The organism is Pseudobacteroides sp. (assembly GCF_036567765.1).
GTDB lineage: Bacteria > Bacillota > Clostridia > Acetivibrionales > DSM-2933 > Pseudobacteroides.
This window is the reverse complement of the sequence record NZ_DATCTU010000095.1, coordinates 1-14,972: the sequence shown is the minus strand read 5'-3', so window position 1 is coordinate 14,972 and position 14,972 is coordinate 1. Positions and strand designations below refer to the sequence as shown.

Sequence of the window (14,972 nt, the reverse complement as noted above, 5' to 3'; positions counted from 1 at the left end):
AAATAAAGTCTATAAAATTCTATAAAATGCCTTACTTTCTCTTGGACAATACATCAAATGCAACTGATAACAAAAGCACAAGCCCCTTTATTGTCATCTGCCAGTCACTGCCAAGTCCTAATATTGACATACCGTTATTTAGAACTCCCATTACAAGTGCACCAATAATTGCACCTGTTACAGTCCCGATACCGCCTGAGGCAGAAGCACCTCCAATAAAGCATGCAGCTATCGCATCAAGCTCAAAGTTGATTCCGGCCTGAGGTGATGCTGCGTTAAGCCTTGATGCAAAGCAAATCCCGGCGACAGCAGACAGAACGGCCATATTTATATATGTAAGAAAAAGCATCTTGTTTGTTTTTACACCCGAAAGCTTTGCAGCCTTTTCGTTTCCACCCATGGCATAAATATGTCTGCCTGGTATGGTTTTTGTTGCAATGAATGAATAGATAAGAATCAACGCTCCTATAAGCACCATGATCACTGGAATTCCCTTATAAGCTGAAAGCCAGTATGAGAACAAATTGATTGCAAGTAAAACTAAAATAATCTGAGCGATAAACAAGCCCCTTGGTGTTACTTCAAAATGATATTTCCTGCGATTTGACCTCTTTCTGAGTTCCAGCAAAATATATATAATCGATGCAGCAATACCTGTAAGAATTGTTGTAAAGTGTATACCTTCAATCAAACCTGCGAATAAATCGGGAATAAAGCCAGCACTAATAAATTGGTACTCTTCAGGGAAGGGTGAAAGGGTTAATCCCTCCAGCATGGTAACAGTCAACCCCCTGAATATAAGCATTCCCGCTAATGTTACTATAAATGAGGGAATTCTGATATAAGCAATCCAGAATCCCTGCCAAATTCCAATTAATATGCTTATCACAATAACCAATATGATAGCCATTGTAATATCCATTTTCATCGATATAATAAATGTGCCTGTAATTGCACCCAAAAAAGCACATACAGAGCCTACTGAAAGGTCAATATTACCGCCCGAAATTATACAGAATGTCATGCCGATTGCCAAAATAAGGACATAGCTGTTTTGCAGTATGAGATTTGATACATTCTGAGGTAAAAGAAGCATTCCGTCAGTAAGTATTTGAAATAGGGCCATTATAATTGCCAGAGCAATTAGCATCGCGTATTGCCGGATATTATTTTTGAATATTTCCATTATCTTATCCATTATACAGCCTCCCTGTTGCTTTTCATTATGCATTTCATAATAGCCTCCTGTGAGGCATCCTCTTGGTGCAATTCACCAACTATTCTGCCTTCGTTCATTACATATATCCTGTCGCTGATTCCAAGTATTTCGGGCAGCTCAGAGGAAATTACGATTATTGACTTTCCCTCAGATGCAAGTTGATTTATGATGCTGTAGATCTCGTATTTTGCACCAACATCAATACCACGGGTAGGCTCGTCAAGTATCAGAACATCGGGATCTGAGAAAATCCATTTGCTCAAGATAACCTTTTGCTGATTTCCACCCGAAAGATTGCCTACCTTTTGAAGAATGCTTGAGGATTTTATATTGAGCTTTTTGCGGTAGTGCTCTACAACGTTGATTTCTTTGTTATCATCTATAATTTGATTGCTTGAGATTTTATCAAGGCGTGCCAAAGTGACATTCCATTTGATATCGTCAATAAGAACAAGGCCGGAAGTTTTCCGGTCTTCCGTTACATATGCAAGACCGTTGTCTATTGCTTCCTTCACATTGTGAAGGGTTATTTCCTTACCGTTCTTTATTAATGTTCCGGTTATGTGTTTACCGTAAGTCCTGCCAAAAACACTCATGGCAAGCTCTGTTCTGCCAGCACCCATAAGTCCGGATATTCCTACGATTTCTCCTTTTCTCACATTTATGCTTACATTCTTTATCACTTTTTTTCCGTCGACTATGGGGTCATAAACATTCCAATCCCTTATTTCAAAGAAAATTTCCCCTATCTTTGAGATTCTTTTGGGATAACGGTCAACAAGTTCTCTTCCAACCATGCCCCTTATGATTCTGTCCTCGGTTATTGTATCAGCACCCTTAACCAGGGTTTCGATTGTTGAACCGTCACGTATTATTGTGATGGCATCTGCAACGCTTGAGATCTCGTTGAGTTTATGGGAAATGAGTATAGAAGTTATGCCATCTTTTTTTAGGTCTAAAAGCAGTTTCAAAAGATTGCCGGATTCTTCTTCGTTAAGGGCAGCAGTCGGCTCATCAAGAATAAGAAGTCTTACGTCCTTTGCCAGAGATTTTGCGATTTCAACCAGTTGCTGTTTTCCGACCCCTATATTTTTAATAAGGGTATCTGGATTTTCATTTAAGCCAACCTTTCGAAGCAGGTCTGCCGATTGACTATGGGTCTTATACCAGTCGATTGTGCCTTTGCTTGATATTTCATTACCTAAAAACATGTTTTCGGCTATTGAGAGGTAGGGAACCAAAGCAAGCTCCTGGTGAATTATGACAATACCTTCTCTTTCGCTGTCCTTAATGCCTTTAAATATGCATTCTTTGCCGCTGAAAATGATTAAGCCGGAGTAGCTTCCATGAGGGTAAATACCACTTAAAATATTCATAAGAGTGGACTTGCCAGCCCCGTTTTCGCCCACCAGGGCATGGATTTCACCGGTTTTAACCTTCAAATTTACATTGTCAAGTGCCTTAACACCTGGGAAAAACTTAGTTATATTACGCATTTCCAAAATGGTTTCGTCCATTCCATCAACTCCTTGAGAAATAACAAAATAGTTTGCGATTTTGCAACTGTGATTGTTGTCGTGAGAAATTGCTTTTTTAATATGGAAGTCGGACGCATTTGATGGCGTCCGACTCCACTTTGGGAAAAGAATAATGTCTTTAAAATTAACTTTTATTAGAGAAAGCCAATTATTGTTTAAGATCAGACTCTTTATAATAACCGCTTTCAACAAGAAGCTTCTTGTAATTGCTTGCATCTGCAAATTCAGGAGTACATAGGAAAGAGGGAACAACCAGCTTGCCGTTGTTGTATGTTTTGGTGTCGTTAACAGGTGCCTGTTGGCCTTTCAAAACTGCATCAACCATCTCGACAACTTTTGCAGCAAGAGCTCTTGTATCCTTAAATATTGACATGGACTGCTGACCGTTGATCATTGCTATAACATTAGGTTTGTCACAATCCTGTCCTGTCAGAATCGGGAATGGCTTAGAATCGGTTCCGTAGCCTGAATTTTTGAGGGAGGCTACAATACCTAAAGCAAGGCTATCGTTAGGTGAAAGTATTGCATCAAGTTTTTTACCGCCTGCATAGTTTGCAGATATGAGAGTATCCATTCTTGATTGAGCTTTTGCAGATTCCCATTTTTCAATTGCGATTTTTTTGAATTCTGTCTGGCCGCTTGTCACTTTCAATTTGCCACTGTCCATATATGGTTTCAATATACTCATTGCACCATCAAAGAAGAAATTTGCGTTATTATCATCGGGAGATCCGGCAAACAACTCTATATTAAATGGACCTTTGCCGTCTTTGAGCCCTAATTTGTTCTCTATGTACTGTCCTTGGATTACGCCAACCTTAAAATTATCAAAGGTTGCATAATAATCTACATAAGGAGAATTCATTATCAATCTGTCGTATGAAATAACTTTTATGCCTGCATTATGTGCATTGTTTAAAACATTTGTAAGTGCGTAACAGTCAATAGCAGCAATGACAAGAACTTTACAGCCCTTTAATATCATATTTTCCAGTTGCGAAACTTGTGTACTGACATCGTTGTTTGCATATTGAAGGTCAACCTTGTAACCTTTTGCTTCAAGCTGTGCCTTCATGTTGGCTCCATCTTGATTCCAACGCTGGAGTGATTGTGTTGGCATTCCAACTCCTATAAGCATACCATCTGCAGTAGAATCAGGTGAAGTTGAAGCGGAAGAAGCCTCAGGTGATGATGCTGCCGGTGAAGTGGATACATCGTCTGTACTGCCGCATGCTGCAAGGCCAAGTATCATAATGCTGACTAAAAGTAATGCTAACAATTTTTTCATTTTTTTGCCTCCTTAGTTTTTTGTATAAATTAAAATCAATAATAATTTTACATATCCTTTGGCAAATTTATGAATACTTTAATGAACTCTTGCCTTGGAATAATGTAAAACTTCACGATTTTAAATACCAACAAAAGTACTTAAAACAGCTTTTTAAGAAAAATGTAGAAACATTGAAAATATTGGATGCCATATGCTGTAATTTTATCATATATTTATTAATTTTCAATATTTTAAGTAAAATAATAATAAATATCATGATTTACAAATTATAAAACCACTGTAATTATGTGTATTTTCATCAGACCCAGTTTACATAATCTCTCTAAGAAAATATTAAAGTTTATTTATATGAAAATTGTGGAATATTGTTTCTACCCTGATGAACTGATTGAAATTATTTTATTTTTATTACAGTTAATCCTTTTATTGCACGCAATCCATACATATGATAAAATGGAGTAAACCATGAGTTACAGAAAACATTTAGTAATAGAATGTTGTACAATAAAATTATTTTGAAACAATTGTATATGCAATTAATAAGTGATAATATTTAGGTAAAAAGATAGACGTTACCAGTATTGGCGTAATTATTTTATAAAAATCAATTAATTTTTATATTTTAACAACTCAAATACTGCTTAAGTTTTAGTATTTGTACTATAAAATGTAAAGTTAATTATGATTTTATAGCACTAACCTTAAATGGCATTAGGTAGCATATCAATGCCGAATAAATCAAATTTAAAAGGAGGTATAAAAAAGAAAAAGCAGGAAAATGAAATGATTTTAAAATTTAAAAGAGGGGGTATTACGATGAGAATTAAAAGAATTATGGCAGTTTTAATGACGACATTAATGTTATTCAGTAGTATATTTTCAAATGTATCATTAGCTTCCGCAGAACCTGTAGGCTTGAAAGTACTGTTTAACAATAATGGAGCACAAACTAATTCAAAAGAGATTTATACCAATTTTAAACTGCAAAATTCAGGCACAAGTAATATAAATCTTTCAGACATAACCATCAGATACTACTTTACTAAAGATGACAATACAGATATAAAATTCTATACTAAAAGTGTAAGTATGGGAAAAGTTTCGGCTACAATTAATGACGTTTTATCGGTAACAGATAAGGCTAATAAATATATTGATATAAAGTTATCATCAGGAACTCTTTCACCTGCAGGATCCAAGAATCCAAATAGATCTGAAATGACATTTCAGGGCAGAGTGATAAAGAGTGACAGCTCAAAGTTCGACCAATCAAATGACTACTCATACATAGGACCTGTTTCAAAGTATGTAGAAAACGAAAAAATCGCTGTTTATCTGTCAGGAGAGCTTATTTACGGTTCAGTGCCCACTACTGCAACACCTACAGTACCAAGCATAACAGAATTACATGTAACTGCAACACCTAAGAATACTTTGCCGGCAACTACACCACCGGTTCCTGCAAAAGGTGAAGTATTTGTTTCATTGGATAAAACAAATGCAGCAGTAGGAGATATCATAACTGCAACATTAAGCGTAAAGGAATTTGATGTAATAATTGGGATTCAAGCATGCATGACATATGATCCGGCAGTTTTGATGCCGGTATACGGAGACGGAACGCCATATGATGAAAAATCAGATCCAGAAGCCGGAATATTAATACAGAAGAGATTTTCTCCTTTCACTAGTGCTTCAAATGATCTCAATAAAGGAGTACTTAATTTTGTAAGACATTACATGGATATGGCTGCATACAAAAAATCCGGTGAACCGGAAAACAACGGTTCAGTGGCAGTTATTCGTTTTAAGGTATTGAAAGCAGCACCTACATACATAAAGTTAACTGATACACCGGTGTTGACCAATCCGGTAGATGGAACAATGGTATTTGATTGGGATGCCAATCAGTTAGCTGGATATAAAGTAACCCAGGCTCCAATAATCAATGACAATATAGTGACTCCGACAAGTATGCCTAAAGTTTATTTGACAGTTGATAAAGAAGCTGCTGCGGTTGGAGAAATGATAGTATCAAAATTGAATATAAAATTTGATTTGGACATAATGGGGTTACAAGCAAACATCAAATATGATCCTGCAGTATTAATGCCTTGTTATGCTGATGGAACACCTTATGATGCAGCTTCTTGGCCTGAGGATTGGCATAATCGGTTTTCACCGTCGATCAAGGGCGATCAGTTTATGGCATCAAATGATCTGATCAATGGAACCCTTAACTTTGGAAGGATATATAAACAGTCGGTTAAAGAAGCAATAGTAGCTACAGTAAGATTTAAGGTGTTAAAGAATACACCTACAGAAATTAAATTGGAAAATGCACCAAGCTTGACAAACCCTGTAGACGGGACTATGGTATTTGACCGAGATGGGGCACAGTTGTCAGGCTACAAAGTGGCACAGGCGCCGATTATCAATAAGGTAGTATCAACTCCAACTTCAGTAGTTACACCAATGATAACAAGAACACCTACACCGACTGATTTTAGTAATGGTCACGTTTATATCGAATTTGAAAATACTGGTGCGAAAGTTGGAGATATAATAAAGGCAACATTGTATGCGAAATATTTTAAGGTTATAGCTGGATATCAGGCTAGTATTAAATATGACCCAAATATTTTGCAGCCGGTATATTCTGAAAATGAACCATATGATAATGCGTCAGCACCGGAATATGGCAGCTTGCTGAACAAGAGGTTCAGCCCTATAGACATGGCAGCTCATGATCTGGCAAAAGGTATACTTAACTTTGGAAGATCATATATGAATCTGTCTTTATACAGAGATTCAGGAGCGGCTGAAGGAACCGGTTCTTTGGCTGTTATAGGCTTTAAAATATTGAAGTCTGCACCTATAAAGATAACATTGGAAAATTCAGAAGTAATGCCGGAAGCTGTAGAAGGAACTTTGATATATGACTGGAACGGTATACAGTTAAAAGGATATACAGTATTCCAGGGTGCATATTTTAATCAAGTGTCCACAGAAGTGCCTACGCCAACTTCAACGCCTACACCTACACCAAAACAAAAAGGTGAACTTTATGTAACACTGGATAAAACAAATGCGGCAGTTGGCGATATAATAACAGCAACACTAAACGTAAAAGACTTTGATGTTATAGCGGGTTACATGGCAAATATCAAATATGACCCTACAGTATTAATGCCATGTTATATCGATGGTACTCCATATGCCAGTGATTCCGTACCTGAGCCAGGTACTTTGATACGCAAAAGGTATAGTCCGGTAGATATGGCATCAAATGACCTGATAAACGGCGTGCTTAATTTTGGAAGAGCATACATGAATTTGGAAAATTACAAGAGGTCGGGAGTAGCTGAAACTGCCGGTTCATTAGCAATAATAGGATTTAAAGTGCTAAAGAATACGCCTGCAGCAATTAAATTAGAAAATAGTGAAGCCTTAGTAAATGCAGTTTCGGGAACAATGTTGTTTGATTGGGACGGTGCTCAATTGTCAAACTACAAAGTAACTCAGGCACCTATTATTAATAACAGCACACCAAGCAATGCTTCTGTAATTCTTAGTGTTGATAAATTAAGGGCATTCGCTGGAGAGATAATTACCGCCACACTGTCTGTAGAAGGCTTCCAATCAATAGGTGGATATCAGGCAACAGTCAAATATGATCCTAGCGTACTTCAGCCGGTATACAGTGACGGTACACCCTATGATCCATCATCAGTACCTGAATACGGTACTTTATTGCAGAAAAGATTCTCTCCGGTAGATATGGCACTAAACGACCTTACAAAAGGAATACTTACTTTCGGAAGAACATATATGAATATGTCTGCTTATAGGAGTTCAGGAGTGGCTGAGAATACCGGTTCATTAGCAGTTATTCATTTTAAGGTTCTAAAGTATGGAGACAGCAAGATTATGTTGGAAAATTCACTTGGTATTCCCGACACAGTAGAAGGAACTATGATATTTGACTGGAATTCTATGCGGGTTTCGGACTACAAAGTAAAAAACAATCCTACTATCGGTGGGCCAACTCCAACCCCAACCCCTACAACACCAATAAGCAAAGGTGAAGTATATGTGACTGTTGATAAGACCACAGCACAAGTTGGAGATATCATTAAAGCAACAATCAATGTGAAAGATTTTGATTCAATAGCTGCATATCAGGCAATAGTCAAATACGATCCAAGTGTATTGCAGCCAGTATATGCTGATGGAACACCTTATGATTCAATATCAGCACCTGACCATGGTATGCTGTTAAATAAAAGATTCACACCAGTGGATATTGTGACGAATGATCTTGTGAAAGGAATCTTGAACTTCGGAAGGTCATATATGAACATGTGGGCCTACAAAGCTGCAGGAGTACCTGAAAAAACAGGATCATTGGCAATGTTATACTTTAAGGTATTGAAAGCTGCACCTGCAAATATAACATTGGAAAACACGTCATTCTTATCAAATCCAGTAGGTGGAACAATGATATTTGACTGGGACGGTAATCAGCTGGCAGGTTACAAAGTAACCCAGGCCCAATCTGTGGTTATATCCGGGCCGACACCAACACCAACACCAACTCCGCCTGTTGGTATGCCTGAAGTATATGTTACTGTTGATAAAACATCTCCATCAGTGGGAGACATTATAACAGCAACATTGAATGTTAAGAACTTTGATTCCATAATTGCGTATCAAGCATGCTTAAAATATGATCCATATGTGCTTAAGCCTGTATACGCTGACGGAACTTCATATGATTCTTTCTCGGTGCCTGAATATGGTACATTGCTGCAGAAGAGATACAGTCCGGTTGACCATGCAAGCCATAATCTTATTGAGGGTGACCTTAATTTCGGAAGAATATATATGGACAGGACTTCATATAGAAACTCAGGAATTAAGGAAAATAATGGTTCTTTAGCAGTTGTACGATTTAAAGTGTTAAAATCCCAACCTACGAAGATCTTGTTGGAAAATTCACCGGCTATGACTAAGCCTGTGGATGGAACAATGGTGTTTGACTGGGATAGTAACCAGTTATCAGCATATAAAGTTACTCAGGCACCTGCAATCTATCCTGTTTCAACTACTCCAACCATTCCGCCGAGGGGCAAGGTTGAAATGAGTTTTGACAAGACTTATGCAGATGTTGGAGATCTGGTAAAAGCTGAAATAAGAATCAAAGGCATAGAAAACTTTGCAGGTTATCAGTTCAATATTAAATATGATCCAGATTATTTGCAGCCGTGGGATACATCAGTAGATGCGGCTTACACAAATAGTACAATGCCTGATTTAGGCACATTGCTGATGCAAAAGCAATATTCTGGAACCAATATAGCAGTTCATGACCTGACAAAAGGTATTCTCAATTTTGGCAGGGCTTATATGGACCTGAGTGCATACAAAGCATCAGGCAGACCGGAATCATCGGGGACAGCCGCATTTATCACATTTAAGGTTATTAAGAAAATACCAGACAGCGGATCAAAGGTCTCATTTGCATACACAAATACAATGAGCGATGTAAATGGCATACTACTCTTTAACTGGAACGGTGAAGCTCTAAAATCCAATCAGTTCGGCGTAGAGCAACCGGCAGCACTTTTACCTGTTCCATCAAGACCCGTAATTGTAGGGGATGTTGATTGTGACGGAAATGTTGATTCAGACGATTATTCTTATATGAGGCAGTACTTGCTTGGAATAATAGATGAATTCCCGGGCGGTGAAGAAGGATTGAAGGCGGCTGACGTTGACGGAGACGGCAACTTTGATTCCGATGACTATGCTTGCATGAGAAGATGGCTTATTGGAATGATTAATGAGTTTCCGGCAGAAGTAAAGGTATGATCAAAATAATATAAATTGAAAATGATAAAAGGATTCCTAAAATCAGGTTTTGGGAATCCTTTGCTTTTATATAAATATAACAAAACCACTTCATAATTTTGTTCTAGCTATCCTTCCATATCGCATCAGAATGGAATGCTTTGCTGACTATTTCCAGATAATCAGAAGTGCGGTTGCACTTTTTTATTTTTTTCATAAGTTTGCCGTCCTGATCCAAATGGATATGCATGAAGTCCCAAAATTCTTTCATTTTATCGCATAAATGCTTATCTCCCGAAAGAGTGTTTTTATAATACTCGAAAATCTCATCATGAAATTTATGGACAATTTTTACTTTATCGGTGGATTGTACATCATGTCCCTTTATGCTTGAAGGAAGAAACGGATCACTTAGGGCCCCCCTTCCAAGCATGAAATTTTTCAAATGGGGAACCCTGGAGCTTATGGATAAAAAGTCATTATGTGTGAATATATCACCATTATAGGTTACCTCGTGCTTGCATTCGGTTGAAAGCGTGCAAAAGGCATCAAGGTCAACTTTGCCTTCATACATTTGTTTCCCGGTTCGTGCATGTATTATTACTCCGGATAAAGGGTATTGGTTCAGTATATTCATTACACGAATGCCATCTTCAGTATCATTAAGTCCCAGCCTCATCTTTACAGATATAGTGTAAGTACTGCCAGAACAAGCAGTCTCAAGAAACTTATTAATAATATCAGGGTATGGCAGAATTCCAGAACCCCTTTTCTTATTTGTAACCATAGGAAATGGGCATCCGATATTCCAGTTAATTTCTTGGTAACCCATTTCTGAAATAGCATAGGCATAGGCCTTGAACTGATCTCCATCATTACCGAGAAGCTGAGGAACAAGATTAACTGATTTATCATTACGTTCAGGCAAAATATCCTTTAGTAATTTATGACTTACTTTTTTTATATCGGAGGCTGCTATAAATGGAGCATAATATGCATCAATACCTCCAAAATGTTTTGCAAATGCATTTCTGTAACATGCTGCTGTCATAGCCTGTATAGGTGCCAAAAAAAGTTTCATATAGCAACACTCTTTCTATATTAAAAGTGATTAATCTATTACTATTACTATAAATGCTGATAATTATAAACGCAAGAGGGTGAAAAAAGTTAATACTATTTGAATTGGGAAATATATAATTTAATAAATATAACTTCCTTAGAAGTTAAAAGATGATTTTCAAGAAATCATTATTAATGTAACTTTTATCAGCAAAACCAAAAAGGATATAAGTAACGGATAGTATTGACTGAAAAATTGAAAAGGAGTGTTCGATATGAGATCAAAAATTGTAAAAAGATCAACTATTTTATTAGTTTGTATAAGTATTATGATATCTATGCTGTTTTCAATAAATATCAATGCCAATGCATTAACACAGTCTGAAATGATAAGCAAAATAAGTGCTAAGTATGCCCAGAACACTTGGCTAGGAAAAGCTACAACAAATTATACATATCTTGGAGGGGGGATGTTCGGACACTATGAGCGGGGTTCTATTTACATAGGAAACAATATTTATATAAAAACAAGCTTTTAGCCATACTTACTCTAAATGGTTAAAAGCTTGTTTTATAATTATTTGTTTCAAGTAATTATATATACTGCCAATAAGTGATAGTATTTAGATAAAAATAAAGCATGGCTAAATATTCTTTTATAGCTTGGGGGGATTATTGATGAAGATTAAAAGGCTTATAGCAGTTTTAATGACAACGATTATGCTTTTTGGAAGCATTTTTGTTAATTTATCGTTGGCGGCAGAGCCAGTGGAAGGTTTAATGGGCGAGGTGCATCTATCTTTGGATAAGACAACTGCCTCAATAGGAGATATAATTACTGCAACCCTTCATATTAAAGGTTTTGACGTAGTAGCGGGATATCAGGCAAACATCAAATATGATCCGCAGGTATTACAGCCGGTGTATCTCGATGAAACACCTTATGATATCGGTTCAGCAGTAGAAATAATCATAGCTTGCACTTGAAACGACAAAATAATATGTATGATCTTTCTCAAAGTAAAAAGTAGTATTGTAATCGTCTATGTATGTCATTTGAAAGTATCTAAGATCGCTGTTATAAATATTTGCAAAATGGCCCAAATATGGCTCATCATAGTAAGTGGTATTAGTTTTTGCAGCAAAATCCCTCAAATTGCAATTGCCTTCTTTGCTTGGTTTGAAGCTGAAATAGTCATAATCGTTGACGTAATCTATAGAGCTTTCAATCTTGGTGTTTGATTGAATCTCTCTTGAAGTTTCGGGCAAATTTCCACAATCGTCAGCAGAAGGACCGCCAATGTTGTATGTACCGGTTGATATATGAATGTTATCGCTTGCATCCAGAAATATCAATTACAGAAGTCAAAAATCATTAAAATTAAGGCCTTTTTAGATAAAATACAGGAAGAATATTGACTTGGAAAGTAATATAATCAGTAGTATAATAAAGCCTGGGTTATCTTAAAACCAATGATAGGTGTTTATTTAGTATATCAGTTATAGAATAAATATAGGTTATAGAATTAGCAATAACGAGGAGGATGATTTGAATGGGAAAAACATTAGCAGAGAAGATATTTGATGCCCACAGGGTGAATATGCCTTTCCCTGACACACATGTGTTGAAGCTGGATGCGGTATTTTGCCACGAAATAACTACGCCAATAGCTATTACAGATCTTCAGGCGAGAGGAAAGGACAGGGTTTTTGATCCATCAAAGATTAAAGCCGTAATAGATCATGTAACTCCTGCCAAGGACAGTAAAACAGCAGAGCAGGGAAGGATATTAAGGGAATGGTCAAAAAGACATGGTATTAAGGATTTTTTTGATATAGGACGTAATGGAGTATGCCATGCAATATTTCCTGAAAAGGGCTTTGTAAGACCTGGATATACTATTATAATGGGAGATTCCCATACCTGTACCCATGGTGCCTTTGGAGCATTTGCTGCAGGGGTTGGAACTACCGACCTGGAAGTTGGTATTTTAAAAGGTGTGTGTGCATTCCGTTTTCCGAAAACCATTAAAATAGTGTTGAACGGTAAGCTTAAGCCTGGAGTATTTGCAAAGGATGTAATATTATTTGTCATTAAGGAATTGACAGTCAACGGTGCCACAAATATGGTAATGGAATTTACAGGCCCAATTGTTGATGAAATGACAATGGAGGCACGTATGACATTGTGCAATATGGCAATTGAAGCAGGCGGAACCTGCGGGGTGTGCTATCCGGATATGACAACGGTGAATTACCTCTGGAAATATATAAAAGATGAGTTTAAATCAAAAGAAGAGGCACTGGAAGAATACACAAAATGGATTTCCGACGAAGATGCCGTTTATGAAAAGGTTTATGAATATGATGTATCAGACCTTGAGCCAATGGTTACCTACGGTTATAAGCCCGATCAGGTTAAACCCGTCAGGGAAATGGTCGGTACCAAGGTTGACCAGATTTATATCGGAAGCTGTACAAATGGGCGTATAGAGGATTTGAGAGTTGCAGCAAGAGTCTTGGAAGGCAAGAAGATAAGCGAGGATGTTCGTGGAATAGTCAGTCCTGCAACTCCTGAAATATATAGTTTGGCTTTAAAGGAAGGTATTATCGATATTTTCCAGAGTGCAGGATTTTGTGTTACCAATCCGACCTGTGGAGCTTGTCTTGGCATGAGTAACGGTGTATTGGCGAATGGAGAATCGTGTGCCGCCACAACCAACAGGAACTTTAACGGACGTATGGGTAAAGGCGGAATCGTTCATCTCATGAGCCCGGCTACAGCAGCTGCTACAGCCATTGAAGGTAAAATAGTCAATTCATGTTTGTTTGAATAGAAGGGGGTAGGCATAAATGAAATCATTCAGTGGAAAAGTATTGTTTTTAGATAGAAGTGATATAAATACCGATGAAATAATCCCTGCCAAATATCTAACAGAGATTACCAAGGAAGCTTTAAAGCCCTATGTATTAGAGGATCTCAGCCTTGATGAATTTGATCCTAAGAAAGATATTGAAGGCAAAGCTGTCATAGTTACAAGGGCAAACTTTGGTTGCGGATCATCAAGAGAACATGCACCATGGGCCTTGGAAGTAAACAACATAAACGTTGTATTAGCTGAGAATTTTGCAAGAATATTCAGACAAAACATGTACAACTGCGGCTTGTTTGCCATTGAGCTTCCCAAAGAAAAAATCGATTACCTCTTCAATACTTATAAAGGACAGGATGTGTCAATAAGTGTTGATGTAGACAGGGATAAAATTGTTATTTCTGCGAACGGCAAAACCGAAGAGATTGACTTTAAGGTTGGAGAATTTGACAAAACCCTTGTAAGAGAAGGCGGTTGGGTGGATTACGCAGACAAGAACTATTAATGGATATTTGATGGTTATATAAATAAAAGAAGGGCTGTTGCAAAACTACTTAAAGTAGATGAGCAATGCCCTTTTTTGCTGCACACAATATCAAGTATATTCGTGACAATGGCACAAATTTTATTTTAAAATGTGCGTATTCTTTAAAAAAGTGTGACTTGAAGCCACTTTTTTTTATGTATTAAACGATATTATGTATGGGAAATAAGCTTTAATATTTTTAAATAGGATGATTTAGTATGATAAGAAGAGCAACAAAAGATTATGTTTTTATTTTATCAAATTTATGGGCTAAAATGTCCAATGGGCTTATTGGAAGCGTGTATGATGCCTGCAGTCCGGCATCAGATGCATATGAAGAGATAAATAATCTTTTGATGAATAAACATATTCATTTTGTACTTTTTGAGAAAAATCAAATTATAAATGGCTTTTTTCTTGGATGGCTTCAGGAAAAGGACTTCTACTATTTTAAAGATGATTACTGCTATATATTTGTAAGTGTCAAACCGACTGTATCTTGAGTGAAGAGTAATTTATTGAGATAATACCTTAAAATAATAGTTCTGGGAGGTATTGATGTCAAGTAATATAAAACACGATATTTGGAAGGAAAGAATAGCTGATTATC

General features: G+C 36.9%; 11 protein-coding genes. 6 read left to right on the top strand and 5 right to left on the bottom strand.

From position 1 onward, the window contains the following. Positions 1 to 31 precede the first annotated feature (31 nt). The 3 genes from mmsB to chvE all read right to left on the bottom strand — a co-directional run bounded on the left by mmsB (position 32) and on the right by chvE (position 4,045). The gene (gene mmsB, locus VIO64_RS14765) at positions 32 to 1,198 is read right to left on the bottom strand and encodes a multiple monosaccharide ABC transporter permease (protein ID WP_331919571.1); all 1,167 of its coding nucleotides are present in this window, start codon (positions 1,196 to 1,198) and stop codon (positions 32 to 34) included. Further along, positions 1,198 to 2,736, bottom strand: a complete 1,539-nt coding sequence (gene mmsA / locus VIO64_RS14760) for a multiple monosaccharide ABC transporter ATP-binding protein (protein ID WP_331919569.1) — start codon at positions 2,734 to 2,736, stop codon at positions 1,198 to 1,200. Before mmsA ends, mmsB begins: the two co-directional genes overlap by 1 nt. A gap of 169 nt (positions 2,737 to 2,905) precedes the next feature. Next, the gene (gene chvE / locus VIO64_RS14755) at positions 2,906 to 4,045 is read right to left on the bottom strand and encodes a multiple monosaccharide ABC transporter substrate-binding protein (RefSeq protein ID WP_331919567.1); all 1,140 of its coding nucleotides are present in this window, start codon (positions 4,043 to 4,045) and stop codon (positions 2,906 to 2,908) included. Positions 4,046 to 4,864: 819 nt separating this feature from the next. Between chvE and VIO64_RS14750 the strand changes: the two genes are divergently transcribed. Beyond that, positions 4,865 to 9,922, top strand: coding sequence for a cohesin domain-containing protein (locus tag VIO64_RS14750; protein ID WP_331919565.1), 5,058 nt, complete (start codon positions 4,865 to 4,867; stop codon positions 9,920 to 9,922). A gap of 103 nt (positions 9,923 to 10,025) precedes the next feature. Here the strand turns inward: VIO64_RS14750 and VIO64_RS14745 are convergent, their stop codons facing one another. Further along, positions 10,026 to 10,982: a tRNA-dihydrouridine synthase family protein gene (locus tag VIO64_RS14745; protein WP_331919563.1), complete on the bottom strand. Its 957-nt coding sequence runs from the start codon at positions 10,980 to 10,982 to the stop codon at positions 10,026 to 10,028. Positions 10,983 to 11,238: 256 nt separating this feature from the next. On the opposite strand from VIO64_RS14745, the gene VIO64_RS14740 reads away from it, so the two are divergent. Together VIO64_RS14740 and VIO64_RS14735 are read left to right on the top strand one after the other, a co-directional pair. Beyond that, positions 11,239 to 11,502, top strand: a complete 264-nt coding sequence (locus tag VIO64_RS14740) for a hypothetical protein (RefSeq protein WP_331919561.1) — start codon at positions 11,239 to 11,241, stop codon at positions 11,500 to 11,502. A 139-nt stretch (positions 11,503 to 11,641) separates the two neighbouring features. Next, positions 11,642 to 11,950, top strand: coding sequence for a cohesin domain-containing protein (locus VIO64_RS14735; protein ID WP_331919559.1), 309 nt, complete (start codon positions 11,642 to 11,644; stop codon positions 11,948 to 11,950). On the opposite strand, the gene VIO64_RS14730 is transcribed toward VIO64_RS14735, so the two are convergent. Further along, positions 11,918 to 12,319, bottom strand: coding sequence for a hypothetical protein (locus VIO64_RS14730; RefSeq protein ID WP_331919557.1), 402 nt, complete (start codon positions 12,317 to 12,319; stop codon positions 11,918 to 11,920). The two genes, VIO64_RS14735 and VIO64_RS14730, sit on opposite strands and share 33 nt — an antisense overlap. Positions 12,320 to 12,516: 197 nt before the next feature. On the opposite strand from VIO64_RS14730, the gene VIO64_RS14725 reads away from it, so the two are divergent. From VIO64_RS14725 to VIO64_RS14715, 3 genes are all read left to right on the top strand, one after another. Further along, the gene (locus VIO64_RS14725; RefSeq protein ID WP_331919555.1) at positions 12,517 to 13,800 is read left to right on the top strand and encodes a 3-isopropylmalate dehydratase large subunit; all 1,284 of its coding nucleotides are present in this window, start codon (positions 12,517 to 12,519) and stop codon (positions 13,798 to 13,800) included. Between the two features lie 16 nt (positions 13,801 to 13,816). Further along, the gene (locus VIO64_RS14720) at positions 13,817 to 14,341 is read left to right on the top strand and encodes a 3-isopropylmalate dehydratase small subunit (RefSeq protein ID WP_331919553.1); all 525 of its coding nucleotides are present in this window, start codon (positions 13,817 to 13,819) and stop codon (positions 14,339 to 14,341) included. A gap of 239 nt (positions 14,342 to 14,580) precedes the next feature. Then, entirely contained in the window at positions 14,581 to 14,865 is a 285-nt protein-coding gene (locus tag VIO64_RS14715) for a hypothetical protein (RefSeq protein ID WP_331919551.1), read from the top strand. The last annotated feature ends 107 nt before the right edge of the window (positions 14,866 to 14,972 follow it).